This is a genomic window from Streptomyces sp. CA-249302 (assembly GCF_050936785.1).
GTDB lineage: Bacteria > Actinomycetota > Actinomycetes > Streptomycetales > Streptomycetaceae > Streptomyces.
Window position 1 is genome coordinate 759,793 of record NZ_JBNJMG010000001.1, and the last position, 24,801, is coordinate 784,593.

19 protein-coding genes are annotated in these 24,801 nt (G+C 72.7%); 10 read left to right on the plus strand and 9 right to left on the minus strand.

What is annotated here, in order from left to right:
• Positions 1 to 404 precede the first annotated feature (404 nt).
• From ACQEWB_RS03445 to ACQEWB_RS03455, 3 genes are all read left to right on the plus strand, one after another.
• Complete coding sequence (locus ACQEWB_RS03445; RefSeq protein WP_432826878.1) at positions 405 to 1,349, plus strand: alpha/beta hydrolase; 945 nt, start codon at positions 405 to 407, stop codon at positions 1,347 to 1,349.
• A 122-nt stretch (positions 1,350 to 1,471) separates the two neighbouring features.
• The gene (locus ACQEWB_RS03450) at positions 1,472 to 2,719 is read left to right on the plus strand and encodes a PucR family transcriptional regulator (protein WP_432826880.1); all 1,248 of its coding nucleotides are present in this window, start codon (positions 1,472 to 1,474) and stop codon (positions 2,717 to 2,719) included.
• Positions 2,720 to 2,800: 81 nt separating this feature from the next.
• On the plus strand, positions 2,801 to 3,442 hold the full coding sequence (locus ACQEWB_RS03455) for a cutinase family protein (protein ID WP_432826882.1): 642 nt from the start codon (positions 2,801 to 2,803) through the stop codon (positions 3,440 to 3,442).
• A gap of 62 nt (positions 3,443 to 3,504) precedes the next feature.
• Here ACQEWB_RS03455 and ACQEWB_RS03460 read toward each other — a convergent pair whose 3' ends face one another.
• The gene (locus ACQEWB_RS03460) at positions 3,505 to 5,226 is read right to left on the minus strand and encodes a hypothetical protein (RefSeq protein WP_432826884.1); all 1,722 of its coding nucleotides are present in this window, start codon (positions 5,224 to 5,226) and stop codon (positions 3,505 to 3,507) included.
• A gap of 229 nt (positions 5,227 to 5,455) precedes the next feature.
• Between ACQEWB_RS03460 and ACQEWB_RS03465 the strand changes: the two genes are divergently transcribed.
• The gene (locus tag ACQEWB_RS03465; protein WP_432826886.1) at positions 5,456 to 6,844 is read left to right on the plus strand and encodes an MFS transporter; all 1,389 of its coding nucleotides are present in this window, start codon (positions 5,456 to 5,458) and stop codon (positions 6,842 to 6,844) included.
• 40 nt (positions 6,845 to 6,884) lie between these two features.
• Here the strand turns inward: ACQEWB_RS03465 and ACQEWB_RS03470 are convergent, their stop codons facing one another.
• The 4 genes from ACQEWB_RS03470 to lnt all read right to left on the minus strand — a co-directional run bounded on the left by ACQEWB_RS03470 (position 6,885) and on the right by lnt (position 12,026).
• Positions 6,885 to 8,936, minus strand: a complete 2,052-nt coding sequence (locus ACQEWB_RS03470; protein WP_432826888.1) for a helix-turn-helix domain-containing protein — start codon at positions 8,934 to 8,936, stop codon at positions 6,885 to 6,887.
• A 76-nt stretch (positions 8,937 to 9,012) separates the two neighbouring features.
• Positions 9,013 to 9,813 carry a 3-hydroxybutyrate dehydrogenase gene (locus ACQEWB_RS03475; RefSeq protein ID WP_432826890.1) on the minus strand — a complete coding sequence of 267 codons (801 nt, stop codon included), beginning with the start codon at positions 9,811 to 9,813 and terminating at the stop codon, positions 9,013 to 9,015.
• Between the two features lie 54 nt (positions 9,814 to 9,867).
• Positions 9,868 to 10,347, minus strand: coding sequence for an NUDIX hydrolase (locus tag ACQEWB_RS03480; RefSeq protein WP_432826892.1), 480 nt, complete (start codon positions 10,345 to 10,347; stop codon positions 9,868 to 9,870).
• A 68-nt stretch (positions 10,348 to 10,415) separates the two neighbouring features.
• On the minus strand, positions 10,416 to 12,026 hold the full coding sequence (gene lnt, locus ACQEWB_RS03485) for an apolipoprotein N-acyltransferase (protein WP_432826894.1): 1,611 nt from the start codon (positions 12,024 to 12,026) through the stop codon (positions 10,416 to 10,418).
• Positions 12,027 to 12,271: 245 nt separating this feature from the next.
• Here lnt and ACQEWB_RS03490 point away from each other — a divergent pair, with 245 nt between their 5' ends.
• Positions 12,272 to 13,339, plus strand: a complete 1,068-nt coding sequence (locus ACQEWB_RS03490; protein WP_432826896.1) for an O-antigen ligase family protein — start codon at positions 12,272 to 12,274, stop codon at positions 13,337 to 13,339.
• Positions 13,340 to 13,348: 9 nt separating this feature from the next.
• On the opposite strand, the gene ACQEWB_RS03495 is transcribed toward ACQEWB_RS03490, so the two are convergent.
• Complete coding sequence (locus ACQEWB_RS03495) at positions 13,349 to 13,894, minus strand: hypothetical protein (protein WP_432826898.1); 546 nt, start codon at positions 13,892 to 13,894, stop codon at positions 13,349 to 13,351.
• 106 nt (positions 13,895 to 14,000) lie between these two features.
• Positions 14,001 to 14,786 (minus strand): glutamate racemase, encoded by a 786-nt coding sequence (locus ACQEWB_RS03500; RefSeq protein WP_432826900.1) that lies wholly within the window; start codon positions 14,784 to 14,786, stop codon positions 14,001 to 14,003.
• 57 nt (positions 14,787 to 14,843) lie between these two features.
• On the opposite strand from ACQEWB_RS03500, the gene ACQEWB_RS03505 reads away from it, so the two are divergent.
• Entirely contained in the window at positions 14,844 to 16,019 is a 1,176-nt protein-coding gene (locus ACQEWB_RS03505) for a glycosyltransferase (protein WP_432826902.1), read from the plus strand.
• Positions 16,020 to 16,023: 4 nt separating this feature from the next.
• Here the strand turns inward: ACQEWB_RS03505 and ACQEWB_RS03510 are convergent, their stop codons facing one another.
• Entirely contained in the window at positions 16,024 to 17,343 is a 1,320-nt protein-coding gene (locus ACQEWB_RS03510; RefSeq protein WP_432843627.1) for a TerD family protein, read from the minus strand.
• Between the two features lie 300 nt (positions 17,344 to 17,643).
• Between ACQEWB_RS03510 and ACQEWB_RS03515 the strand changes: the two genes are divergently transcribed.
• From ACQEWB_RS03515 to ACQEWB_RS03530, 4 genes are all read left to right on the plus strand, one after another.
• The gene (locus ACQEWB_RS03515; RefSeq protein ID WP_432826904.1) at positions 17,644 to 18,081 is read left to right on the plus strand and encodes a DUF6643 family protein; all 438 of its coding nucleotides are present in this window, start codon (positions 17,644 to 17,646) and stop codon (positions 18,079 to 18,081) included.
• 43 nt (positions 18,082 to 18,124) lie between these two features.
• Positions 18,125 to 18,952 (plus strand): MOSC domain-containing protein, encoded by an 828-nt coding sequence (locus ACQEWB_RS03520; protein ID WP_432826906.1) that lies wholly within the window; start codon positions 18,125 to 18,127, stop codon positions 18,950 to 18,952.
• A gap of 167 nt (positions 18,953 to 19,119) precedes the next feature.
• Positions 19,120 to 19,725 (plus strand): Rv1733c family protein, encoded by a 606-nt coding sequence (locus ACQEWB_RS03525; protein WP_432826908.1) that lies wholly within the window; start codon positions 19,120 to 19,122, stop codon positions 19,723 to 19,725.
• Between the two features lie 108 nt (positions 19,726 to 19,833).
• Positions 19,834 to 22,272 (plus strand): right-handed parallel beta-helix repeat-containing protein, encoded by a 2,439-nt coding sequence (locus ACQEWB_RS03530; protein ID WP_432826910.1) that lies wholly within the window; start codon positions 19,834 to 19,836, stop codon positions 22,270 to 22,272.
• Here the strand turns inward: ACQEWB_RS03530 and ACQEWB_RS03535 are convergent.
• Positions 22,242 to 24,602, minus strand: coding sequence for a hypothetical protein (locus ACQEWB_RS03535; RefSeq protein WP_432826912.1), 2,361 nt, complete (start codon positions 24,600 to 24,602; stop codon positions 22,242 to 22,244). The genes ACQEWB_RS03530 and ACQEWB_RS03535 overlap by 31 nt on opposite strands.
• Positions 24,603 to 24,801: the final 199 nt, after the last annotated feature.

Genomic DNA, 24,801 nt, shown 5'->3' on the forward strand with positions numbered 1-24,801 from the left:
TACGACGAACTCGTCGCGATGGACGACGACGGCGAGCGCATCGACACCGTGCTGGGCGCCCTGCGCGCGGCCGCCGAGGTGCCGGCCGCGGCGCTGGAGCACCAGCGCTCCTCGTATCTCGACCTGCGGATCGGCGAGGCGCACCGGCCGCGGCCGTACGACGGGCGGGTGGTGCTCTTCCGGGCCGGGGAGACCGCGCCGCACACCGTGCGCGACCCGGCGTACGAACGGGACGACGAGGCGCTCGGCTGGGACGAGGTGTGCCCGCGGCTGACCGTCGTACCCGCCCCGGGCATCACCTCTCGCTCCTCGACCCTCCGCAGGTCGACGAGCTCGCCGCCCTGCTCCGGCGGGAGTTCGACCTCGCCGAGCAGACCCGCTGAACCGGAACCCGAGGAGCCGCCATGCCCCACCGCCCACGCGCCGCCGGACTCTCCCGGCGCACCGTCACCAAGGCCGCGGCGACGGCCGGTCTGGCCGCGCTCTTCGGAGCCGCGGCCGGCACCGCACGGGCCGCGACCCAGATCAGCGCCCGCACCTTCGACGTGTCCGTGTCCTCCACCGCCCTGGGCCGCAGCGCGCCCGTGCGGCTGATCCTGCCGTCGGACTTCGACGCACACCCGACGAAGACCTACCCCGTCCTGTACCTCCTGCACGGCGCCCACGACGACTACACGTCCTGGACCCGGGAGACGGACATCGAGGCCTTCACCGCGGGCCGGGACCTGATCGTGGCGATGCCGGACGCGGGTCCGACCGGCATTCCCACGGCCTGGGCCAGTGGCCCGGACTACGAGACCTTCCAGGTCACGGAGGTCCCGGCGCTGCTCGCCGGCAGCTATCGCGCTTCCGGGGTGCGGGTCGTCGCGGGGGTCTCCACCGGCGGGTACGGCGCCATGGCGCACGCGGCCCGGCATCCGGGCGCGTTCGCGGCCGCCGCCTCGTACAGCGGCATCCTCGACACCACGTTCCTCGGTGTGCCGACGATCGTCGACGCCATCGTGGCCCGGGAGAACCTGGCGCCCCTGTCGCTGTGGGGCAACCCGATCCTGAATCTCCTCACCTGGCAGAACTTCAACCCGCGGGCCCGTGCCGCGGGGTTGCGCGGCACACCTCTGTACGTGTCGAGCGGCAGCGGTGTGGCCGGGGGCACCGGTGACTGGCTGCCCGAGGCGCTGGAGAGCGCGCTGTGGCCGCAGGCGCACAGTTTCGCGAACGCCCTCGACCGGCTCGGCATCGCGGTCACCGAGCACTTCTACTCGGGCGGAGGACACAGCTGGGCGTACTGGAAACAGGAGTTCGCCACGTCCTGGCCGATGCTCGCCGGTGCGCTGGGGGTGCCGGAGTGATGTCGGTGCCGTCGGGGCACGGAACGGAGCGCAGGGGGCGAGCGTCCAACACGGGACTTGCCCCTCGCCCCACGGACAACGGTCCGCGGGTGAGCCCGTTCCGGGTGAAAGGAGTGTCCTCGATGGCCGTCCCCACCCCCCACGACGCAGCGGCCGGTCCGGCGCCCTCGGTGCCGCCCGACCTGGCCGACTTACTCCGCGCGCAACTCGGAGCCGTCGCCGACGTGGTGGCGGAGGAGGTGCGCCGGCAGGTCCCCGAGTACGCGGGACCGCCCGACGGGGCCTACGCCAGGAACCTGCGGGCCGGCGTGGAGCAGGCGCTGACCCTGTTCGTCGACCACATCGCCGACCCGCGCGGCCGGGGCGACGCGATCGCGGCGACGTACCACGCGCTCGGGCGTGGCGTGGCCCTGGAGGGCCGCAGCCTGGAGGTGCTGCAGTCGGCGCTGCGGATCGGCGGGCTGCAGGCCTGGCGGCTGATGGGGCAGACGGCCGAGGAGCTCGGCTTGGACTCGGCGGTGGTGGCGGCGCTGGGCGAGCTGGCTTTCCGGACCGTGCACGAGGTCGCCGAGGCGGCCGCCGCGGGATACACCCAGGCGCGGCCGCACACCACGGAGCAGTTGGAGCGGCGGCGCCGGCGGCTGCTCGACCTGCTGCTCGGCGAGGGGCCGGTGTCGATGGAGGCGGTGCACGATCTGGCGCACGGCGCGCGATGGACGGTGCCGCGTCACGTCGCCGTCGTCGTGCTCGCCGCCGGGGCCGAACAGCGCGAGGAGGAACGGCCGTTGGCGGGTGCCGGGGCACTGGTGGACATGGAGTCGCGGCCGCCGCGGATGCTGGTGCCCGATCCGGACGGCTCGGGCCGTTTCGCCGGGCGGGCCTTCGCCCTGGCCCTGCGCGGCCGGCCGGCGGCGATCGGGCCGACGGTGCCGCTGGTCGAGGCCGGGCAGTCGCTGCGCCTGGCCTCGCTGGCGCTGGGACTGATGGGGCGCGGGGTCCTGCCCCGGCAGGGAGTCGTACGGTGCGACCAGCACCTGTCGACCCTGCTGCTGCACGGTGACGAGCCCCTGCTCGCCCAGCTGGAGGCGCGCGCCCTGGCACCCCTCGACGGGGTCTCCGACGGCCAGCGCGTCCGTCTCGCGGAGACCCTGCTGGCCTGGCTGCTGAGTGGCAGCAACGTCCCCGACGTCGCCGTCCGCCTCCACATCCACCCGCAGACGGTCCGCTACCGGCTGCGCCAACTGGAGAAGCTCTTCGGCGATGCCCTGCACGACCCCGCCACCCGCCTGGATCTGATTCTGGCGCTGCGGGCGGAGGAACTACGTATGGACGCAACAAAATCCGTCGAGTTTCTGAATTCCCGTCAATAACACCCTTCCACGGAACGCGAATACGTTCGGGACGTCCTTTTCCGTAGACGCGCAAACGCGCCCGACCCGCAAAGGATCCCCATGCGTATCCGCTTGTGCCTCGCCACGCTCTCCCTCGTCGGCGGCGCCGGACTCACCACCCTCTCCGCACCGGCCGCAACGGCCGCGACCTGCTCGGACATCGACGTCGTCGCGGCGCGCGGCACCTTCGAACCCGGCACGCTGGGCGCGATCGTCGGCGACCCGGTGTATTCCGCGCTCCAGCAGAAACTCACGGGCCGGAATCTCTCCAGCTACAAGGTGAACTACCCGGCCGACCTCTCCCTCACCTCGGCCGCACAGGGAAACTCGGACCTGGTGAACCACGTCAACAGCCAGGCGGCCGCCTGTCCGAACCAGCGCTTCATTCTCGTCGGCTATTCGCAGGGCGCGAATGTCGTCGACAATTCCATCGGTATCAGCAGCGACGGCGCGGTGGTCGGCAGCCCGATCGTGGCCACCATTCCCGACGCGCTCGCGCCGAGGGTCGCCGCGGTGCTCCTGTTCGGCAACCCGATCCGGGCGCTGGGCAAGAGCGTCACCGGCGCCTACCAGAGCCGCACCATCGACTTCTGCGCCCAGGGCGACCCCATCTGCGAGAACGGCGGTGACGACGTCCTGGCCCACCTGAGCTACACCTCGGACGCCGGCGCGGCGGCCGACTTCGCCGCGACCAAGGTCTGACGACCGACGCCGAGGGCCCGGGAGAGATCCTCCCGGGCCCTCGGCTCGTCCGCCCGCGGTCACTACTGAGGGGCGCGGGCGAAGCGGGCGAGGTTGGTCGAGACGGGCTCCGGCTGCCCGTTGTTCTGCACCGGAGCGGCGGTGAGGACGTCCAGGTGCTGGTAGCCGTCGGCGACCACGGGATGCAGATCGGCGGGGATGCGTCCGGCCAGCAGGCCGTCTCCCGCGAGGACGGTGAGTGTCGGGTTCGCGGTCAACCCGTCGGGATGCACGACGAGTTGCTTCACCTGGGGCGAGGTGGCGAGTTCGATGTCGGTGACCAGCTTCGTCGGGAAGTACTGCTCGGTGAAGTCCAACGGCTGCCGGGCGAGGCTGCGCGCCAACTCCTCGATGTCGGTGACCTCTTCGCCCGCGTTGGTGAAAGGCGTGCCGTCGGACGACCGGTATCCAGGATCATCGGCGGCCCCGACACGGTCGTAATTCCGCCATGTGTAGAGCGGACCGTGGGGCTCGGCCGGAATGGCCTTGTACCGGATGCCGAACAGTGCCGGCTGCCCTGAACTGCCGTTTGTGGCAGGGAAGTTCTTGTCGGTGATCGGCCCGCCGTCGAAGAAGCCGACGCTGCTCTGCAGGAAGGCGAGCGGTACGGAGTTGTCGTCCAGCAGCGCGCCGAGAACCGCCGCGTTGGTGAGCCGGAAGTCCTTCACCGCGGGTGTGCCGGTGAGGAAGGTGGCGGCGTCCTTGGAGAACAGGAAACGGTTCGTCGCCTCGATGTTGGTGTTGGCGGGCAGATAACTCGGCAGGTCGGACTCGCCGTTCACGTTCTGAACGGCGCCCACTCCGGCGATCGCCAGCAGGGTCATGGTCTCGGGGTTGAGCAGGACGGGTGCGGACAGCGAGCGCGGGAGCACTCCGCTGTCGAGACCGGCCTGGACCACGCCGTAACCGAGGCCCACGTCCGGCAGGTTGGTGTCGTCCGGGATGCTGCCGCTGAGGTCCGCGAGCGAGGTGGAGACGGTGGTGTCGAGGGCGAAGTAGCCGGCGCACTGGTTGTATCCGGCGTCGGCGGTGGTGGCCGGGTCGCCGTCGAAGTCGGCGGTCGCGAAGTAGCCGGTGACGACACCGCCGAGCGAGTGCCCGCCGCACAGCACCTTCCGCTTGCGCAGGCCCTGGTCGGGCAGTTCGGCGGTGAGCAGGTCGTACTGGTCGCGCACGGTCTGCTGGATGCCGAGCTTCGCCATCCAGCCCAGCTGGTCGTTGCCGACGAAACCGGCGAAGGTGCGGCCGGCCACCTGCTTGCCGCGGTAGTAGTAGTCGACGGCCGTGTGCTGGTCGCCGGAGTCGACGCCGGTGTGGTCCTCCAGGCAGTTGGAGCGCCGGTCCAGGGCCCAGAACTCGATGTGCACGCCCTGTTCGGCCGCGCGGGCCACGGTGTTGCGGGCGACGCTGTCGAAGGCACCGGCGCCCTCCAGGATCCCCGGCTGGGCGACCAGGATCCTGTCCGCGTCGGCCGAGGCGGCCGGCCCGTCGGAGGAGCGGTAGCGCAGATACGACAGCCAGTCGCACGCCGCCGGACGCGCCCCGAAGGACGCCGGCAGCGGCACCTTCACGCGCACCACCGATTCGGTGACTCCACCGGCCGCACCCACCGGCGTCTCGGCCCGCGCGCTGTCTCCCTGGGCCTCCGGGACGGCCACGGTGAGCGTCCCGGCGGTCAGCAGCACCGCCAGCGCGGCGGTACGCAGGGCTTTCGGGGTTCGTCCTCTGCTGCGGCTCGTGTTCATAGCCGGACGGTAGGGCCGGGTGGGCCGTGCGATCGGACGGTGCTCACAAAGACTCAGCACCTGGTGACGCGTTTGTCACCAGCAGTGGATGTCGGCGGAGCAAGGGTGGGCGAGGAACGCACAGCCCGCCCCCGAACTATGTAGTCCCGCCACATGTGCGCCCGACGTGCGCGTTCCTACGGTGTGCCGAAACGTACCCGTCCCCACAGCACCCGAGGAAGTGGCGCACATGGCCTCCGCAGCAGCATCCGCTCCACCGTCCCCCGCCGCCCTCAAGCGCATCGTCGCCGCCAGCCTGATCGGCACCACGATCGAGTGGTACGACTTCTTCCTCTACGGTTCCGCCGCCGCGCTCGTCTTCAACAAGCTGTTCTTCCCGGACTCCGACCCGCTGGTCGGCACCCTCCTCTCGTTCCTCACCTACGCCGTCGGTTTCGCCGCCCGTCCCTTCGGCGCTCTGGTGTTCGGGCACTACGGCGACCGGCTCGGGCGCAAGAAACTGCTGGTGCTGAGTCTGCTGCTGATGGGCGGAGCGACGTTCGCGATCGGCCTGCTGCCCACGCACGCGACGGTCGGCACCGCGGCACCGGTGCTGCTCACCACCCTGCGCCTGGTGCAGGGCTTCGCCCTCGGCGGCGAGTGGGGCGGCGCCGTACTGCTGGTGTCGGAGCACGGGGACGCGCGGCGGCGCGGATTCTGGGCCTCGTGGCCGCAGACGGGCGCGCCCGCAGGGCAGTTGCTGGCGACCGGTGTGCTGTCCCTGCTGACTGCGGTGCTCTCGGACAGTGCCTTCGGCGCGTGGGGCTGGCGGATCCCGTTCCTGCTGTCGGGTGTGCTGGTGGTCGTAGGTCTGTGGATTCGACTGTCCGTCGATGAATCGCCCGTCTTCAAGCAGGCGCGGGCGCAGGCCGAGGCCCGCAAGGCGGCCAAGGGCGCCGAGGCCGAGAAGCTGCCGCTCGTCTCCGTGCTGCGTCACCACTGGCGGGACATCCTGGTCGCGATGGGCGCGCGCATGGCGGAGAACATCAGCTACTACGTCATCACCGCTTTCATCCTCGTATACGCCACCACGTCGGTCGGCGTCTCCAAGCAGACCGCGCTCAATGCCGTGCTCATCGCGTCGGCCGTGCACTTCGCGGTCATCCCCGCCTGGGGCGCCCTGTCGGACCGGGTCGGACGGCGTCCGGTCTATCTGCTGGGCGCGGTCGGCGTCGGCCTGTGGATGTTCCCGTTCTTCTCCCTCATCGACACCGGCGGCTTCGGCAACCTGATCCTCGCCGTCACCGTGGGCCTGGTGCTGCACGGCGCGATGTACGCGCCCCAGGCCGCCTTCTTCTCCGAGATGTTCGCGACCCGCATGCGCTACTCCGGCGCGTCGATCGGCGCCCAGTTCGCCTCGGTCGCCGCGGGCGCTCCGGCGCCCCTGATCGCCACCGCCCTGCTGGCCGACTACGACAGCTCGACGCCGATCGCCCTGTACGTCATCGCCGCCGCCGTCCTGACGGTGATCGCCGTCGGCCTGGCCGACGAGACGCGTCACCGGGACCTGGCCGACGTCGAGGCCACCGCGGGCGAGGAGACCGCGCCTGCCCGGACGGCGGACGCCCGTACCGTCTGACAGCGCACAGCACCGGCCCCCGTACGAGCGCGTGCGGGGGTCAGCGCTGTGCCGACAACTTGTGCAGCCGCAGGGCGAGTTGGATCTCCAGGGTGCGGGCCGGGCTCTGCCAGTCCTCGCCGAGAAGGCGGCCGACGCGCTCCAGCCGCTGGGCGACCGTGTTGACGTGGACGTGCAGCGCGTCCTTGGTGCGGGCCGGGCTCATGCCGCAGGTGAAGTAGGCGTCGAGGGTGTGCACCAGGTCGGTGCCGCGCCGTTCGTCGTAGGCGACGACCTCACCGATCGTGCGGTCCACGAAGCCGGCGATGTCCCGGTCTCCGGCGAGCAGCAGGCCGAGGAAGCCGAAGTCCTCGGCGGCGGCGCCGTCGCCGGAGCGGCCGAGCAGCCGCAGGGCGTCCAGGCAGCGGCGGCCCTCCGCGTAGGCGGCGGCCACGGCATCGGGTTGGACGGCGAGGTCCCGGACGGGGGCGGAGGCGCCGACGGTGACCGCTTCGTGGACGGCCGTGCCGAGGTCCCGGGCGGTGCGGCGGGCCAGGGCGGTGGCGGTGTCGCCGGCGGTCAGCGGCAGCAGCAGGACCGTGCCGCCGTCGCGTGCCGCGGCGAGGCCCTGCCGGGTCGCGGCGAGGTGCGAGGCGGCCGACCACAGGCGCCGCCGCGCGCCTGCCTCCTGGTCGGCGGCGGTGGCGCCGTCGACATGCGCGGCGTCGGCGGTGACGCCTGCGTGCCGGGCCGGCTCAGCGGCGGCCCTGGTGTGGCGGCCGGGCTCGACATTCCCACTGACGCGGCGGGCGGCCTCGGCGGCGCCACCGTCCAGACGGGCGGCGAGCACGACATGGGTGGCGTCGAGGTCGGCGTGCAGCCGGGCGGCGCGCTCACGCAGCAGGCGAGGATCGCGGTCGCGGGCGTCGAGGAGGTCGTCGAGCAGCTCGCCGCGGACGCGCTGTTCGGCCTCGGCGGCCGAGCGTCTGGCGAGGAGCAGCAGTGAGGTGACCATCGCGGCGCGTTCCAGGGTGCGTTGGTCGACGGGGTCGAGGCCGGGGTGGCCGCGCAGGACGAGCGCGCCGAGCAGTTCGCCGCCGACGGTCACGGCGGCGATCCAGTCGTCCGCGTGGGGTACGGCGTGGCCTTCGGCCCGGGATGCCTCCAGGGCCGTGGTCGGCGCGGTGGCAGCCTCGGTGAACTCGACCGTGCCGTCGAGGACTTGGGAGACGGCGGCGGCCACGTCGTGCACCCCGCCGCCGCGCAGGACGAGTTCGGCGAGCCGGTCGTGCACGTCGGAGGCGCGCTCGATGACGCCGCTGCGGTCCCGGATGATCTCGTTGGCCCGCTCCAGGCCCGCGAGGGCCGAGCGGGTCTCGGTGAGGAGGTTCGCGGTGTCGATGGCGGCCGCGGCCAGCGCGGCGAACGAGCCCAGCAGCGCGATCTGCTCCCGCTCGAAGACCCTGGCCCGCCGGTCGGCCGCGAAGAGCACCCCGATCACATGGTGGCCCAGCATCAGGGGCACGCCGAGGATCGCGACCAGCCCTTCGTCACGCACCCCCGAGTCGATGGCGTGGGTGTGCTGGAAGCGCTCGTCCTTGAAGTAGTCGTCGGTGACATAGGGCCGGGCTGTCTGGGCGACGAGACCACCGAGCCCCTCCCCCATGCCGAGCCGCAGCTGCTGGAAGCGGGCGGCGACCGAGCCCTCGGTCACCCGCATGTAGGTGTCGCCTCGCCCCGGGTCGTTCAGGCTGAGGTAGGCAACGTCGGTGCCCAGCAGCGACCGGGCGCGCTGCACGATCGCCTGTAGTACGGCGTCCAGGTCCCGCAGGCCGGCCAGGTCGTGGGCCGTCTCGAAGAGCGCCGACAGCTCGGCCTCGCGCCGGCGCCGCCCCTCCAGCTCCGCGCGCACCCGCAACGCGAGCAGCTTGGCGTGCTCGAGCCCGTCGAGCACCGCGGCGGACCGCCCCTCGGCGCGGGCCAGCAGCACCGGCTGCTCGTAGGCGTCGACGGACGCGCCCCGGGCCAGCAGCTCCAGGAACGGCGTCTCCGCGCCGGTGAGCGGCGCTCCGGCTTCGGCGCGCTCGGCGGACTGCAGGTGATCGCGAGACATGCTCACAGGATTCCCCATCTCGCGTCCGACCCGTCAGCCCTGTGGAAAACTCCTCGCCGCACGGCTGCCGCCCTGCTCAGTGCGCGGTCCAGCCGCCGTCGAGGACGAGGGAGGTGCCGGTGACGAAGGAAGCCCGGGGACTGCACAGATACGCCACGGCCTCGGCGACCTCCTCCGGTTCGATCAGGCGTTTGAGGGCGCTGTCCTGCAGGAGCACCTCGGTCACGACGCGCTCCTCGGGGATGCCGTGGGCCCGGGCCTGGTCGGCGATCTGCCGCTCGACCAGGGGGGTGCGCACATAGCCGGGGTTCACGCAGTTCGAGGTGACGCCGTGGGCGGCGCCTTCAAGCGCGGCGGTCTTGGACAGGCCCTCCAGGCCGTGTTTGGCGGCCACGTAGGCGGACTTGTAGGCGGAGGCGCGCAGTCCGTGCACGGACGAGACGTTGACGATACGGCCCCACTGCTGGCCGTACATGTGCGGCAGCGCGCCGCGCACGAGCCGGAAGGGCGCCTCCAGCATCACCGTCAGCACGGTGTGGAAGACCTCGGGCGGGAACTCCTCGATGGGGCGCACCAGTTGCAGCCCCGCGTTGTTGACGAGGACGTCGGTGCCCGCTGCGGCCAGTTCGGCGGCGTCGAGGTCGGTAAGGTCGAGCACGTGCGGTTCGACGGTGCCCGCGAGCCCCTGGGCCTGCTCGGCGAGGGCCTCCAGGCCCTGCGCGTCCCGGTCGACCGCTCTCACCTTGGCCCCGGCGGCCGCGAGCCGCAGCGCACAGGCGCGGCCGATGCCACCGGCGGCGCCGGTGACGAGCGCGGTGCGGCCGCCGAGGTCGAGGAAGGGGGCGTGGGGGGCCGGAGCGGGGCTGGGCGGGGTCATGGCACGACCCTAGGCAGCGCCCCCGCCGCCCCACATGTGGTCACCACCCATACTTCATTCCGTGCTCATGGGCTCGAACCATGTGGGTTCATCGGTGAGCGCCTGCTTGATCCGGAAGTGGTGGTAGTCGGTCATCTGGGGCAGCGCGTCCAGCGCGAACCAGCCGACCGCCAGGGACTCGTCGTCGTTCACCCGCGCCTCGCCGCCGACGGCGCGGCAGCGGAAGCAGAGGTCCATGAACTGGCAGGTGTCCCCGTTGGGGTAGGTGACCGCCCGGCCGGACCGCACGGCGACCATCCGCTCGACGACGACATGCACGCCCGTCTCCTCGTGGACCTCCCGCACGATGCCCGCCGCCGGCTGCTCGCCCGGGTCCGGGATCCCGGAGATCAGCGCCCACCGGTGGTTGTCCGCGCGCTGGCCCAGCAGCACTCTGCCCTCGTCGTCGAAGACGACGGCGCTGACGCCGGGGAGCCAGAGCAGCTGGTGGCCCGCGGAGGCCCGGATCTCACGGATGAAGTCAGGAGTCGGCATGGCACCGACCCTAGACGGCCGGTGCTCTCGGCCCGGCGCACTTCACGGTGCGTGCGCCGGGCGTACGGCTACACGTTCCGGGCGCGCCGCCCGCGCACACCGGTGCCGATTGCCCAGCCGAGGCCGCCCGCGGCGACCAGCACCAGGGCCATCTCCGGCAGGATGCCCAGCCGGGTGGCCGGCGTCTCGGACGACCGCAGCGGCACCTTCTGGACCAGGTGGGCGGCGACGAACATGCCGGTCTTCTGGGTGATCTTCCCGTCGGGCATGATGATCGCGCTCACGCCGCTGGTGACCGGCACGGTGACGGTCCGGCTGTGCTCGACGGCGCGTACCCGGGACATGGCGAGTTGCTGGTAGGTCATCTCGCTGCGGTCGAAGGTGGCGTTGTTGCTGGGCACGGAGATCATCTGGGCGCCGTCGGTGACCTCGGAGCGCACGGCCCAGTCGAAGGCGGCCTCGTAGCAGGTGACCAGGCCGACCTTGGCCTTGTCCATGGTGAAGACGCCCGGCTTGGTGCCCCGGCTGAAGTCCTGGCGGACCATCGCCGTCCAGTTGCTGTTGATCGCGCCGATGAGGCCGCGCAGCGGCAGGTACTCGCCGAAGGGCTGGATCTGCCGCTTGTCGTAGGTGTCCGTCGGGCCCTTCTCGGGGTCCCACAGGATCTGCTCGTTCCAGAGCTTGCCGTCCCGCTCGACGACGCCGCCGACCGAGATGGGCACACCGATCGCCTTGGCGGCGCTGTCGATGACGGCGTACGCGTCCGCGTTGGCGAAGGGGTCGACGTCGGAGGAGTTCTCCGGCCACAGCACGAAGTCAGGCTTGGCGATCTTCCCGGCCTTGACCTCGGCGGCCAGGCGCTTCGTCTCGCGCGCGTGGTAGTCGAGCACGGCCCGCCGCTGTTCGTTGAACTCCAGCCCGGCGCGGGGCACGTTGCCCTGGATGACCGCGACGGTGGCGTAACCGTCCTCGGGCTTGTCGCTGACCAGGCCGCGCGCGGCGACCGCGCCCACGACGGGCACCGCCACACTCAGGAGGGCCACGGCCGCCGCCGACCGCTGGACGGCCCGCGTCCGCCGGCCTTCGACGAGCAGTCGTACGACCTCGTAGAGGCCGAATCCGCACAACACGACCGCGAAGCCGAGCACCGGGGTGCCGCCCACCGCGGCGAGCGGCAGGAAGACGCCGTCGGCCTGGCCGAAGGCGATCTTGCCCCAGGGGAAGCCGTTGAACGGCACGCGCGCGCGTGCCGCCTCGCCCGCGATCCACACCGCGGCCGCCCACACCGGCCACCCGGGCAGTCTGGACACCGCTGCGACACCTGCGCCGACCAGCGCGACGAAGATCGCCTCGATCGACGCCAGCGCGAGCCAGGGTCCGGAGCCGACCTCCACGCCGGTCCACACCAGCAGCGGCAGCAGGAAGCCGAGGCCGAAGAGATAGCCGAGGCCGAGGCCCGCCTTCCAGCTGCGCCCGCGCAGCACCCAGCCGAAGACGGCGAAGGCCGGCAGGGCCAGCCACCATGCGGTGCGCGGCGGGAAACTGACGTAGAGCAGCACTCCGGAGAGGGCGGCGGCGAGGGCCGGAACGAGGCGTACCAGACGCGCGGCGCGCGACACGGGCGCGTTCGGCGGCTGCAACTGGTCCGACTCGTCCACGGAAGTTGCGGTGACGGTCACTCCGGGAGTGTACGGCGGGTGACCTTGGCCCGGACAGCTCGGTCCGGATGGCAGCACGGGGTGCCGCACGGCCCAGCCGCCGCATCGTTCCTGCGCAACTCGGCCCAACTCATCCACAAAACGTCCATCAGCCGTTACGGTGTGCCCAGCCACAGTCGTCCGGCCGGTTCTCGGCCCTGACGGCCGGGTCGTGCGAGGTCGGGGGGCTTCGGTCGGGTTCGGGGGGCGGGGTGGGTTCCACACGGATGACGTCTGACGCCGGTCCTGGGGAGGACGGCGAGAGACGAAACGTTTCGGACATCACGGGCGTGGTGGTGCTCGGTGCTTGTGCCACCTGGTCGCTGATCACGGCGACCGTGCACGAGGGCCGTCCGGAAGGGGTGCTGCTCGCGGTGCTGGCCGTTGCGGCCGGCTATGCCGCGGGGCGGATCTGCGGCGCGCTGCTGCCGGTCGCCGCGCCCTGTGCCGGGGCGCTGGCCGGGCTCGGCCTGGTGGTGGCCGTGCCGCATCTCGCGCCGGGGCCGCAGATCGTGACACCGCTCGGGCATGCCGGGGCCACGGCCGCCCTGCTCACCCTGTGCGTCGGCGCGGCCGGCTGCGCCGCCTGGGCCGCCGAGGGGGCCGCCCTGCGGTTCGGGCTGGGCGCGCTGGCCGTCGCGATCACGGTGGCCGCGGCGCTGCTCGGCTCGACCAGCGGATTCGTCACGTGCACCGCCGTCCTGCTGTGTACGCTCGCCGCGGGCCGGATGGACCGCCGCGGCCTGGGGCTGGTCGGCCTGGCCCTGGCCGCGGCCGTGGTGGCCGGCCTGACCTGGGGGATGGCCGGGAACAGCCTGCCCGACGGGCTGACGACGTCCCTGGAGGGCCCGCTCACCCAGCACCGCATCCAGCTGTGGCGGGACGCCCTGCACCTGGCGCGGCACAACGCGGCCCTGGGCGTGGGCCCGGAGCGCTTCGGGGAGCTGAGCACGACGGCGACCCGCACGCTGCTCTCGGACGGCAAGCCGCACTCGGCGCTCCTTCAGCAGGCGGCCGAACAGGGCATCGCCGGAGTGGTCCTGCTCGGCGCGGCCTTCTGCTGGGTGCTGTACACGCTGTGGCGCTCACCGCGGCCCACACCGGTCGTGCTCACGGCGGGCGCGGCGCTGACGGCCCTGGCGTCGATCGCCTCGGTCGGCAACGCGCTGAGCTTCACCGCGGTGTCGGTCGGCGCGGGACTCCTGGCGGGCATGGCCACCGCCCGCCCTTTCACCGACGACGCACCACTCCAGAAGACGGACGTACGCGCGCGTGGTGACCGGCTGACCCCGTGAAGCCGGTGGTCAGAGCGCCGCGCCGCGCGACCCCGGGCGCAGCCGGTCCCTGATGACCCGTACGGCGGCCTCCGCGTTGTCCACGGTGATCGTGAAGGTGTGGCCGTCCCACAGGCGCAGGACCACGCCCTCACCACGTCGTACGACGACCGCGGTGCCCTTCTCGGGCCGCCAGCGGTAGCCCCAGCCGCCCCACTGGCGGGGCGTGACGTGCGGGGCGAACTCGGCCCCGGCGACATGGTCGAGGGGGATCCGGCGGCGCGGCACGCCGATGTGGCCGCAGCGCACCTCGACGGAGTCCCGGTCGAGCTTCAGATCGACGTGCACGAACGCGAGGGTGCCGAAAAGGACCAGCAGCCCGGCCGCGATGCAGCCCACGACGGCCATCACGAGCGGGGCGATGCCGGAGCCCCACGCCGAGTCGACGGCGAGCTCGATGCCGAGGGCCATGAACGCGGCTCCGCCGAGCGCCAGCAGCCACTGGGCCCGGTTGGTGGCACGTCCGGTCCAGACCTCGGGGTGCTGGGCGCTCTCGCCGTGGGGGTGGTCCCTCATACCCTTGAGGTTACTCAGGTTTCGGTGCGGTGGTACCGGGTCGCGCAGAGTGACTCCGCCGACCGGGGAACCGGTGGACCGAGGGCGTCCGTTCCGTGACCGGCGGTCACCGGGCGGGGCTGACCGCCTCCAGGAGCCGGCCTTCCTCGTACGCCAGCGCACGCGCCGGGAGGCCGCCCTCGCGTCCGCTGAGCAGAACGGTCAGCGTCCCGGTGGCAGCGGCTTCGGGGGCGGGCTGCGCACCGAGGCGGCGCAGCGCCTGGGCGGCCACCGCGCCGGCGGACCCGTGCAGGACGAGCGGCGGCGAGCCGGGCTGCTGCACGGCGGTGCGGATGCGGTCGGCGACGAGTTCGTAATGGGTGCAGCCCAGGACGACGGTCGTTACCTCGTCGGGCGTCAGCGCGGCCGCCGCGGCGACGGCGGCGGCGATGGCCGCCTCGTCGGCGTGCTCCACGGCCTCGGCGAGCCCGTGGCAGGGCACCTCGGTGACCGCCACTCCGTCGGCGAACTCGGCGATCAGGTTGCGCTGGTAGGGGCTGCCTGTGGTGGCGGGGGTGGCCCAGATGGCGATGGGGCCGCCGCCGGCCGCGGCGGGCTTGATCGCCGGGACGGTGCCGATGACCGGCAGGTCCGGCTCCAGGCGGGCGCGCAGGGCGTGCAGGGCATGCACGGTGGCGGTGTTGCAGCCGACGATCAGCGCGCCGGGGCGGTGCGCGGCGGCGGCCTCGGCGACGGCTAGGGCGCGCGCGACGATGTCCTCGGGGGTCCTGGGTCCCCAGGGCATGCCGTCCGGGTCCAGGGAGAGTACGAGATCTGCGTCGGGTCGCAGACGCCGTACCGCGGCGGTGGCCGCCAACAGGCCGATTCCGGAGTCCATGAGCGCGATCTTCACCCGGCCACGATAGACGATGGGCCCTTGCGGGCCGGTCCGGTGGGGGACACTGCGCGAGTGAGCGCCATCGTGTGGATCGCCGCCGTATCCGTCGCCGCCTGGCTGTGGCTGCTGCTGTGTCAGGGCTTCTTCTGGCGCACGGACGTGCGGCTGCCGCGGCGCGCGGATCCCGGCGACTGGCCCTCGGTGTGCGTCGTCGTCCCCGCGCGCGACGAGGCCGCCGTACTGCCTGCGAGCCTGCCGTCCCTCCTCGCGCAGGACTATCCGGGGCGCGCGGAGATCTTCCTCGTCGACGACGGCAGTTCGGACGGGACCGGGGAGCTGGCTCGCGAACTGGCCCGCGAGCGGGGCGGGCTGTCGCTGACCGTCGCCTCCCCCGGCGAGCCGCCGGCCGGCTGGACGGGCAAGCTGTGGGCCGTGCGGCACGGCATCGGTCTGGCACGCGCGCGTGAGCCGGAGTTCCTGCTGCTGACGGACGCGGACATCGCGCACGAGCCGGACAGCCTGCGCGAGTTGGTCGCGGCGGCGCGCACCGGAGGCTTCGACGTCGTCTCGCAGATGGCCCGGCTGCGGGTGGAGAGCCTGTGGGAGCGGCTCGTCGTGCCGGCCTTCGTCTACTTCTTCGCTCAGCTCTACCCCTTCCGCCGGATCGGCAGGAAGGGTTCTCGGACGGCCGCGGCGGCGGGCGGCTGCGTCCTGCTGCGTACGGAGACCGCCGAGCGGGCGGGGATCCCGGACGCCATCCGGCACGCCGTCATCGACGACGTGGCGCTCGCGCGTGCGGTGAAGGGCGGTGGAGGTCATATCTGGCTGGGGCTGGCGGAGCGGGTGGACAGCGTGCGGCCGTATCCGCGGCTGCACGACCTGTGGCGGATGGTGTCGCGCAGCGCGTACGCCCAGCTGCGGCACAACCCGCTGCTGCTGCTCGGTACGGTCCTCGGACTGCTGCTGGTCTACCTGGTGCCGCCGGTGTCCCTGGTGGCCGGCCTGGCTGCCGGGAACGCGGCGGTCGCGGGGCTCGGCGGGCTCGCGTGGCTGGTGATGACGGGGACGTACATCCCGATGCTCCGCTACTACCGGCAGCCGCTGTGGCTCGCTCCCCTGCTTCCGTTCACCGCGTTCCTCTACCTCCTCATGACGGTCGACTCCGCGGTGCAGCACTACCGGGGTCGCGGTGCGGCCTGGAAAGGCCGCACCTACGCGCGCCCGGACGCCATGCCCGACGAGGGCTGACGGCTCACTTGCGGCCCGGCGTCCAGTTCATGCCCCAGCCGTAGGCGTAGTCGATGGTCCGCTGCGGGCTCACCCCGCGTTCGGGAACGAGGTAGCGGGCCTCACGCTGGACGACCAGGTCGTTGCCCGTGTTGGTGATCAGGGCGAGCGCGCAGACGGTGGACGGGACCGTGCACTCGTCGAGCGAGAAGTCGATCGCGGCGCCGAACTGCGGCTGGAGGGTGACCGTGGCGTGCAGGTCGGCGAAGGAGCGTGCGCCCTCGTAGATGGTCACGAAGACGAGGATCCGCCGGAAGTCCTGCTTGTGGTCGAGGTTGATGGTGAGGTTCTCGCCGCTAGCGACGGCACCGGTGCGGTCGTCGCCGTCGAGGTGGATGTACGGCGGACGCTGCAGGGAGCCGAACGCGTTGCCCAGGGCCTGGATGACTCCCTTGCTGCCGTCGCCGAGTTCGTACAGGGCGCACAGGTCGAGGTCGAGGTCGTTGTGCGAGGCGACCGCGCGGCCCCGCTTGCTGCCCCAGCCCGCGAACTGCTTGCGCACCTGCCAGTTGAGGTTGACGCGCATCGCGCCCGAGGTGCCGCCCTGCTTGGTGAGGGAGACCGCTGGGGCCGCCTTGGTGAGCGTCACCTTGCTCAGGCGGACCGGCGCGGTGGGCGGCGGCGGGGGTGGCAGGGGCACGGGGGGTCCGGCCGGTGGCGGCATCGTCACGGGCGGGGCGACGGGCGGGGGCGTGGCCATGGGCGGAGCGGCGGGTGGGGGCATCGTCGGCGCCGGGGCGGCCGGCTGCGGCGGGGCGGCATGCTGGGGCTCGTCCACCGCGATGCCGAAGTCCGTGGCCAGGCCTTCGAGTCCGCTGCTGTAGCCCTGGCCGACGGCACGGAACTTCCAGGCACCCTGGCGACGGTAGAACTCGCCCAGCACGAAAGCGGTTTCCACGCTCGCGCCCGCACTGTCGAAGCGGGCGACCTCGGCGTTCTGTGCGGCCTCCCGGACCTCGATGTAGAGGTCCGGGACCTGCCCGAAGGTACCGCCGTCCGCGGAGGCGGCGAGGACCACGGTCTCGATCGCGGGCTCCACGCGCGCGAGGTCGACGAGGAGGGTGTCGACGGTGCGTCCGCCGTCCTGCCGCTTGCCTTCGTGCCGGACCGCGCCGGAGGAGTGCACCGGCTGGTTGTAGAAGACGAAGTCGGCGTCGGAGCGGACCTTGCCGCCCACCAGGAGAAGGGCCGAGGCGTCCGCGTCGGGCACGCCCGGTCCGGAGCGCCAGCCCAATTCGACCCGCAGTGCCGTCGTCGGCACCGGAGTATTCGACCCTTTCGACATTGACATGTCCGCCCCCATCAGGAGTCTCGGCGCCCGTCCGCGTCCCGGCGGCCCTTCCACATGCTTACCCGTCCAACCTATTCCCCGGGGACAGCGAACTCCCATGAAGGGCACAGCGGGACGGCCGACCGACCCGCCGGTAACCCGCCCGGAACTCGGCTTTTACAGGATCGTGGCATCGATCGCCGCCCTATTTTGCCGAGTTCGCTCGCATTGGGGATCCCGCGTCACTGCCGACACGGAAAACAACCCTCTTATCGGTCTCCCCAACCAGCACATCGTGGGCTTAACTTATGTGCCATGACCTCCCCCCGCTCCACTTATGGCGGTGGCTACTACTCCGCCTTCCCGGACACCCCGATCTACGACAGGCTCGTCGCCGAGCGGGGCACCCCGCAGATCGCCCCGATCCGGGTCCCCGCCGCCTACGACATGCCGGCCAGCAACCTGCCCGCGCTGCCGTCGGCTCTGCCCGCCCTCCCGGCGGGTCCCTCCCAGCCCTCCTACGGTGGCTACCCGCAGGCGCAGCAACCGTCTCCGCTGCAGCAGGCGCCCGCCGCGTACATCCCGCAGCAGGCCGGCGCGCCGCGCGGTTACCCCGGTCCGCAGCAGCCTCAGCCGCAGCGTCCGATGGCCGCCGGCACGGGTTACGAGGCGATGCGCCCCGCGGCTCCGCGCCCCGGTCCGGCCGCCCCGTACCAGGATCCGTACAACCAGCAGCAGTACCGCGGCTACTGAGCGGTCCCGCCCGGTTGTCGGTGCGGCCTGGCACGATGGCCGTATGGGGAGCCAACTGCTGCAGTCGATCCACGTCCATCCGGTCAAGGCGTTCCGGGGCCTCACGCTCCGGGAGGCCGTCGTGGAGCCCTGGGGGCTGGCCGGAGACCGACGCTGGGTGCTGATCGACGACGGGGGAAGGGTCGTCACACAACGTCAGCAGCCCCGCCTCGCGCTGGCCGCCGCCGAGCTCCTGCCCGGCGGCGGCGTTCGGCTGTCCGGGCCCGGAATGGACCCGCTGACCGTGCCGGTTCCGCGGCCGGTGGGCACAGTGCCGGTGGAGATCTTCCGTGACAAGGTCGAGGGCGTCCTCGCCGAGGACGAGGCGGCGCACGTCTGGTGCAGCGAGTACCTCGGCGCCGGCACCCGCCTCGTACACATGGACGATCCGGCCACCCGGCGCCCTGTCGACCCGGAGTTCGCACGCCCCGGCGAGACGGTGTCCTTCGCCGACGGCTACCCGCTGCTGGTCACCACCACGGCCTCCCTCGACGCCCTCAACTCCCTGATCGCGCAGGGCGATCACCCGGCCGACGGCCCTCTGCCGATGAACCGGTTCCGGCCGAACGTGGTCGTGTCGGGCACCGCCGCCTGGGCCGAGGACGACTGGTCCCGGATCGCGATCGGTGACGTCGTCTTCCGGGTCGCGAAGACCTGCGGGCGGTGCGTGGTGACCACCACCGACCAGAGCACCGCCGCCCGGGGCAAGGAGCCCCTGTTCTCGCTGGGGCGGCACCGACGGATCGGCGGCAAGCTGGTCTTCGGCCAGAACCTGGTGCCTCTGACCGGCGGTTCGATACGGGCCGGGGATCCGGTGACGATCCACGACTGAGCGGTTCCACGGGGGCGGGAACCAGGGCCGGGGGCCCGCGCGTTGGGTTTCCGTAAGAGGTTCATGAGAGGTCCCGGTCGCAGGTGATTTCGCTCTCTCTTTGACCGGGCCCGCGGGTGAACGACTCCGGGCGGGGTTATCACGGAGCGGGAAGGGGGTGCGGGACGGTGCGAGCAATCGGCGGACTCTGGCGCTGGCGGCACAATCCGCTGCGCCGCGCGAGCGATCTGGTCGAGGCCTGGGTGGCCCTGGTGGCCCTGCTGCTCATCCTGGTCGCCGCGCCCGTGATCGGCTCCCTCGTCGGCGGTGTCGCCCAGGACGCGCTCCAGCAGTCGGTACGGGACCAGCGCGCCGCCCGCCATGTGGTGACAGCGACGGTGGTGCGCAAGCTGGACCGCTCCCCGCTGGACACCGACCCCGAGACCTCCTCGTCCAGAGACCTGCGCAGCCGTGTCCTCGCCGACTGGACGGCGCCGGACGGCACCACCCGGCACGGCACGGCCCTGGCGGACCTCAAGTCCCCGCACCACGGCGACCACTTCCGAATATGGACCGACGCGCACGGCCGGCTGGTGGCCCGCCCGCTGGACTCCGCGACGGCGACGACACACGCGGTGCTGGCCGGCCTCGGCGCGGCCATGATCACTGCGGGCTTCGTCGAGGGCGCCCGGCGGATGATCGTCTGGCGCATGGTCCGTCGTCGGTACGCCCGTTGGGACCAGGCCTGGGACAAGGCGGGCCCGGACTGGGGCAGGACCGGCACCGGCAGCTGACGGCCTTCGGACTCTGGTCATCCCACCACCTGCGCGCACGCTACGGTGGACCGGCCGAGGCATTCGGCGACAAACCCGCGTACTACGAGGTGGGGGCACAGCAGCGCCATGGCACAGGGCACGGTCCAGGTGACGCACACCGGCACCTCGCGGTGGCGGCGCCGCACGGGTGAGTACACGTCGCTCGCCGCCGCCCTGGAGGCCGCGGCCGACGGCGACGTCCTCACGGTCGCTCCCGGCACCTACCGGGAGAACCTCGTGCTCCAGCGGTCGGTGACGCTGCGCGGCCCCGAGGGCTCCCCCGGCTCGGTGCGGATCGCGCCTCTGGACGGGGTGCCGCTGACCGTCCGGGCCTCCGCCGTGGTGCAGGACCTGCACGTGGAGGGCCAGGACTCGGCCGCGCCCGCGCTGCTGGTCGAGGAGGGCACCCCGGAGCTGCTGGACGTGCGGATCGTCACGCGGTCCGCGGCCGGGATCGAGGTGCGTGGCGGTGCGCGTCCGACCGTGCGCCGGTGCACCGTCGACAATCCCGCAGGGGTCGGGATCGCCGTACTCGACGGCGGGGGCGGGGTGTTCGAGGAGTGCGAGGTGGTGGCCGCCGGCCAAGCGGGCGTCGCCGTCCGCGGCGGGGCGCACCCCCGTCTGGAGCGCTGCCGTGTCCACCACGCCGCGGGGTCGGGGCTGACGGCGACGGGTGAGAACTCGGCGCTGGAGGCGGTGGGTTGCGAGGTGTACGAGGTGCGAGGCAGCGGCGTCCAGATCACCGGCCGGGCCACCGCGCACCTCACGGACTGCGATGTGCACCGCACCACGGCGGACGGCGTCACGCTCGACACGGACGCGGTGCTGACGCTGGCGGACTGCCGTATCCACGACATCCCGGAGAACGCGGTCGATCTGCGTTCCCGCTCGGTGCTCACGCTGACCCGCACGACGGTGCGTCAGTTCGGGCGCAACGGCCTGTCGGTGTGGGACCCGGGCACGCGCGTGGACGCCAACCAGTGCGAGATCTTCGACAGCACCGGCGACTATCCCGCGGTGTGGGTCAGCGACGGCGCCACCGCGGTGCTGGAGTCCTGCCGGGTGCACGACGTGCCGGACGCCCTGTTCGTGCTGGACCGCGGCTCGCGCGCGGACGTCGTCGACAGCGATCTGACCCAGGTGCGCAACACGGCGGTGTCGGTGAGCGACGGGGCCACGGCCCAGCTCGACGACTGCCGTATCCGGGACGCGGCGACGGGCGCCTGGTTCCGGGACCACGGCAGCGGTGGCACCCTCAACAACTGCACGGTGGACGGCACCCAGACCGGCGTGATCGTCACCAAGGGCGCCGACCCGACCATCGAGCGGTGCCAGGTCGACTCTCCCGCCGAGGCCGGCTTCTACGTGTCGGCGGGCGGCCGCGGCAGCTTCCTGAACTGCCGGGTGTCCGGGAGTGGCGGCTACGGCTTCCATGTGATCGACGGCTGCCGTACGACGCTCAGGAAGTGCCGTACCGAGCGGTGCGCGCGCGGCGGTTACGAGTTCGCGGAGGGCGGCGCGGACGCGGCGCCCGGCACGGGCCCCGTCGTCGAGGACTGCACCAGCGACGAGAGCGGCGGCGTACGGCCGCCCGAGGCCCGGGAGACCGCCGTCCAGACGGCGAGCCAGTCCCCCGGCCTGCTGGGCGCGATCCCCGGCCAGCGCACGACCGAGCAGGAGCCCCTGGTCTCCCCGGCCGAGCCGGAGGGGCCCTCGCGGACCTCGAAGGCCGTGCTCGGTGAACTCGACGCGCTGGTCGGCCTGGACAGCGTCAAGCGCGAGGTGCGGGCCCTGACCGACATGATCGAGGTGGGCCGGCGCCGCCAGCAGGCGGGCTTGAAGGCGGCCTCGGTCAAGCGGCACCTGGTGTTCACCGGCTCCCCCGGCACCGGCAAGACCACCGTGGCCCGCCTGTACGGCGAGATCCTGGCCTCCCTCGGGGTCCTGGAGAAGGGGCATCTCGTCGAGGTGTCCCGCGTCGACCTGGTCGGCGAGCACATCGGTTCGACGGCGATCCGTACCCAGGAGGCTTTCCACAAGGCGCGCGGCGGGGTGCTGTTCATCGACGAGGCGTACGCGCTGTCGCCGGAGGACTCTGGCCGGGACTTCGGCAAGGAGGCCATCGACACGCTGGTGAAGCTGATGGAGGACCACCGGGACGCGGTGGTGGTGATCGTCGCGGGCTACACGGCCGAGATGGAGCGCTTCCTTTCGATCAACCCCGGTGTGGCGTCCCGCTTCTCACGGACCATCACCTTCAGCGACTACAACCCGGACGAGCTCCTTCGGATCGTCGAGCAGCAGGCCGAGGAGCACGAGTACCGGCTGGCCGACGGGACGGCCGAGGCGCTGCTGAAGTACTTCACGGCGATCCCGAAGGGCCCTGCGTTCGGCAACGGCCGTACCGCCCGCCAGACCTTCGAGGCGATGGTGGAGCGGCACGCCGGCCGGGTCGCCCAGGTCGACGAGCCCAGCACGGACGACCTGACCCTCCTCTACGCCGAGGACCTGCCCGACGCGCCCTGATCCGTCCCCTCCTCCTGAGGCCGAGGTCCCGGGACCTCGGGCCGCAGTCGGGCCAGGAGCCGTTCGCGTTCCTCGGCGAAGGCGGGGTCGGCCTGGTAGTCGGAGTGGCCGAGGATCGGTGCGGGCAGCGGGTGCAGGGTGGTGCGGCCGTAGGCGAGCGGGTCCTTCAGCGGGCCACGGTCCACCTCGGGGCCGCAGTCGCCGGGCAGCCGGACGGGGCCGCCTATCGGGTCGGTCGCCCGGTAGAGGTTGCGCCAGCAGTCCACCTCGTGGTGCAGCGAGCTGAGCGCGGCCGGGCCGAAGTGGGCCGGGAACCAGCGGCCGTAGAGGCGTTCCAGCGGGGAGCCGTAGGTCAGCAGGGCGACCCGCTTGCGGACGGACGGCTTCAGCTGCCAGGCTGCGGCGGCGGCCAGGACGCTGCCCTGGGAGTGTCCGGAGATGACAAGGCGGCCGCCGGTGGCGCGGGTCCAGGTGGCCATCCGCCAGGTGAGGTCGGGCACCGCGCGCTCGGCGTAGCAGGGCGGGGCGAAGGGGTGGGCGGCGCGCGGCCAGAAGGTGCCGACGTCCCACAGGATGCCGATGGTGCGCCGGGCGGAGGCGTCCTTGTAGGCGCGCCGGCCCCAGGTGACGAAGAGGATGAAGCCGAGGCCGATCAGCCAGGAGCCGAGGGCCTGCGCGGTCTGGGCGGCGCCGTGCACCAAGGCGTGGGCGTGGTCGGCGGCCCTCGCGGGTGCCTCCTCGGTGGACTTCGCGCCGATCAGGGCGCCGGCTCCCAGGACCAGGGTCGCGACCGAGGTGACCGCGACGAGGAGCGGTGCGCGGTCGGTGAGCGTGGCCAGGGCGCGGGTGGTGGCGATGGCGCGGGTGCGGGCGGTGTCCTCGGGTTCGCCGGGGTAGTCGAGCTGCACCTCGGCCAGCTCGGTGCGGCGCAGCCGCCAGGCTCCCCGTCCGAGGAGGGCGCACAGCCCGAGCAGGGCCAGGAGCAGCACGGGGATCACCGACGACTGCCAGGTCAGCACGACGGGCGGGCCGGCGATGGACGTGCCGGTGCCGTCCAGCCAGTCGGAGACCCGCTGCGAGACGCCGCCGGACATCACGCCGCCGAGCGCGCAGGCCAGCATGGCGACGGCGGGACCGGCCAGGCCGCGCATCGCCGCGCGCGGGTCGGGATGGGTGCGGTACAGCACGCGGGCGACCACGGCCAGGGTGATCACGAGCAGGCCCTGGACCAGGGCGAGGCCGCCGAAGGTGGTGCCGCCGCCGGCCAGCCGGCCCGTGGATTCCCACCCCGGTCGCTCCCAGCCGGCGTAGACGGCGGCGAACAGCAGCAGGGCGAGGGCGGCGAGCGGCAGGCGTCGTACGAGGTGCTGGTCGAGTTCCTGGTCGAGGCGGTTCTCGGTGCGTCCCCGGCGGCAGACCACCCACAGCACGACGGCGGCGGTGGCGGCGAGTGCCGCGTAGAGGAGCCGGCTCAGGGTGTCGAGTACGGCGGGGCCGCCCGGCCGGTGGTCGAAGCGGGCCGCGGAGGAGGCGACGGCCGCTGCGACCGTGAGCAGGCCGGCGGCGGTGTGCGCGGCGCGCAGCCGGGCGACCAGGCGACGGCCGTACCAGAAGCCGGGGCGGCCGAGCGAGGTGCGGGCGGTGTCCTCGTCGGGCTCGGGCTCGTGGGAGAGCGGCCGCTGGGACTCGTAGGCGCTCCAGGTACGGCGGGACAGGTACCAGAGCAGGGTGGTGAGGGCGGTCGGCACCAGGGCGGCGACGGCGAGCCGGCGGCCCGGCTGGCTCCACCAGCCGTCCTGCGTCACCCGGGGCGAGAGGAAGCCCAGCCAGGAGTGCCGGTCGGCGCACGCGTGCGTGCCCGCGCACTGCCAGGCCGCCAGGTCGAGGGCGACCTCACAGGCGGCCGCGACCAGCAGCACCGTCAGGGTCAGCCCGGCGAGCCGCACCAGCAGCCCGTAGAAGCGGACCGTGCGGCTGCGGCCACGGGCGGTGGGGCGCATCCAGTGGGCGAGGTTGACGACCATGAACGGCAGCAGCAGGAGCCAGAGGGCGCGGGCGCTGTTGCCGGAGGTGAGGTTGCACCAGACGTACGCCTCCTGCACCGGCTTGTCCTGGTAGTCCTGCGGCCTGGACTCCGCGTCGACGTCCTCGGAGCGCCGGAAGACCGCGGCCGTCTCGTCGCCGGTGACCCGCACCGTGCGCGGATCGTCGAGCATCGCCTCGGGCGTGGTGCCGCCCACGCCGTGGACCAGGAGTTCCAGGGCGGTTCCGGATCCGTCCGGACCTGCGGCGGGCCGGTCGGTCGAGGCCGGTTCCTGCACACGTTCCACTGTTCGCACTTCCCCCGTGACGCCTGCTCCGCTCGTGCCCGTGCGGGCTCAAGGATCTCCGCCGGCGCGGTGGTGTACACCTCTCCTCACGGAATCTCCCCGAGACGTGTGACAAGCGGGGAACGCATGAGGTGTACGTGACATGAGCGCGTGGTGACCGTCGGTGGCGTAACCTGCACCGACCCGTGCGAGGATGGGA

Excerpts from the sequence above, each read along its gene's own strand:
- ACQEWB_RS03445 (WP_432826878.1), top strand. The coding sequence starts at position 405 with ATGCCCCACCGCCCACGCGCCGCCGGACTCTCCCGGCGCACCGTCACC.
- ACQEWB_RS03450 (WP_432826880.1), top strand. The coding sequence starts at position 1,472 with ATGGCCGTCCCCACCCCCCACGACGCAGCGGCCGGTCCGGCGCCCTCG.
- ACQEWB_RS03455 (WP_432826882.1), top strand. The coding sequence starts at position 2,801 with ATGCGTATCCGCTTGTGCCTCGCCACGCTCTCCCTCGTCGGCGGCGCC.
- ACQEWB_RS03460 (WP_432826884.1), bottom strand. The coding sequence starts at position 5,226 with ATGAACACGAGCCGCAGCAGAGGACGAACCCCGAAAGCCCTGCGTACC.
- ACQEWB_RS03465 (WP_432826886.1), top strand. The coding sequence starts at position 5,456 with ATGGCCTCCGCAGCAGCATCCGCTCCACCGTCCCCCGCCGCCCTCAAG.
- ACQEWB_RS03470 (WP_432826888.1), bottom strand. The coding sequence starts at position 8,936 with ATGTCTCGCGATCACCTGCAGTCCGCCGAGCGCGCCGAAGCCGGAGCG.
- ACQEWB_RS03475 (WP_432826890.1), bottom strand. The coding sequence starts at position 9,813 with ATGACCCCGCCCAGCCCCGCTCCGGCCCCCCACGCCCCCTTCCTCGAC.
- ACQEWB_RS03480 (WP_432826892.1), bottom strand. The coding sequence starts at position 10,347 with ATGCCGACTCCTGACTTCATCCGTGAGATCCGGGCCTCCGCGGGCCAC.
- ACQEWB_RS03490 (WP_432826896.1), top strand. The coding sequence starts at position 12,272 with ATGACGTCTGACGCCGGTCCTGGGGAGGACGGCGAGAGACGAAACGTT.
- ACQEWB_RS03495 (WP_432826898.1), bottom strand. The coding sequence starts at position 13,894 with ATGAGGGACCACCCCCACGGCGAGAGCGCCCAGCACCCCGAGGTCTGG.
- ACQEWB_RS03510 (WP_432843627.1), bottom strand. The coding sequence starts at position 17,343 with ATGTCGAAAGGGTCGAATACTCCGGTGCCGACGACGGCACTGCGGGTC.
- ACQEWB_RS03515 (WP_432826904.1), top strand. The coding sequence starts at position 17,644 with ATGACCTCCCCCCGCTCCACTTATGGCGGTGGCTACTACTCCGCCTTC.
- ACQEWB_RS03520 (WP_432826906.1), top strand. The coding sequence starts at position 18,125 with ATGGGGAGCCAACTGCTGCAGTCGATCCACGTCCATCCGGTCAAGGCG.
- ACQEWB_RS03530 (WP_432826910.1), top strand. The coding sequence starts at position 19,834 with ATGGCACAGGGCACGGTCCAGGTGACGCACACCGGCACCTCGCGGTGG.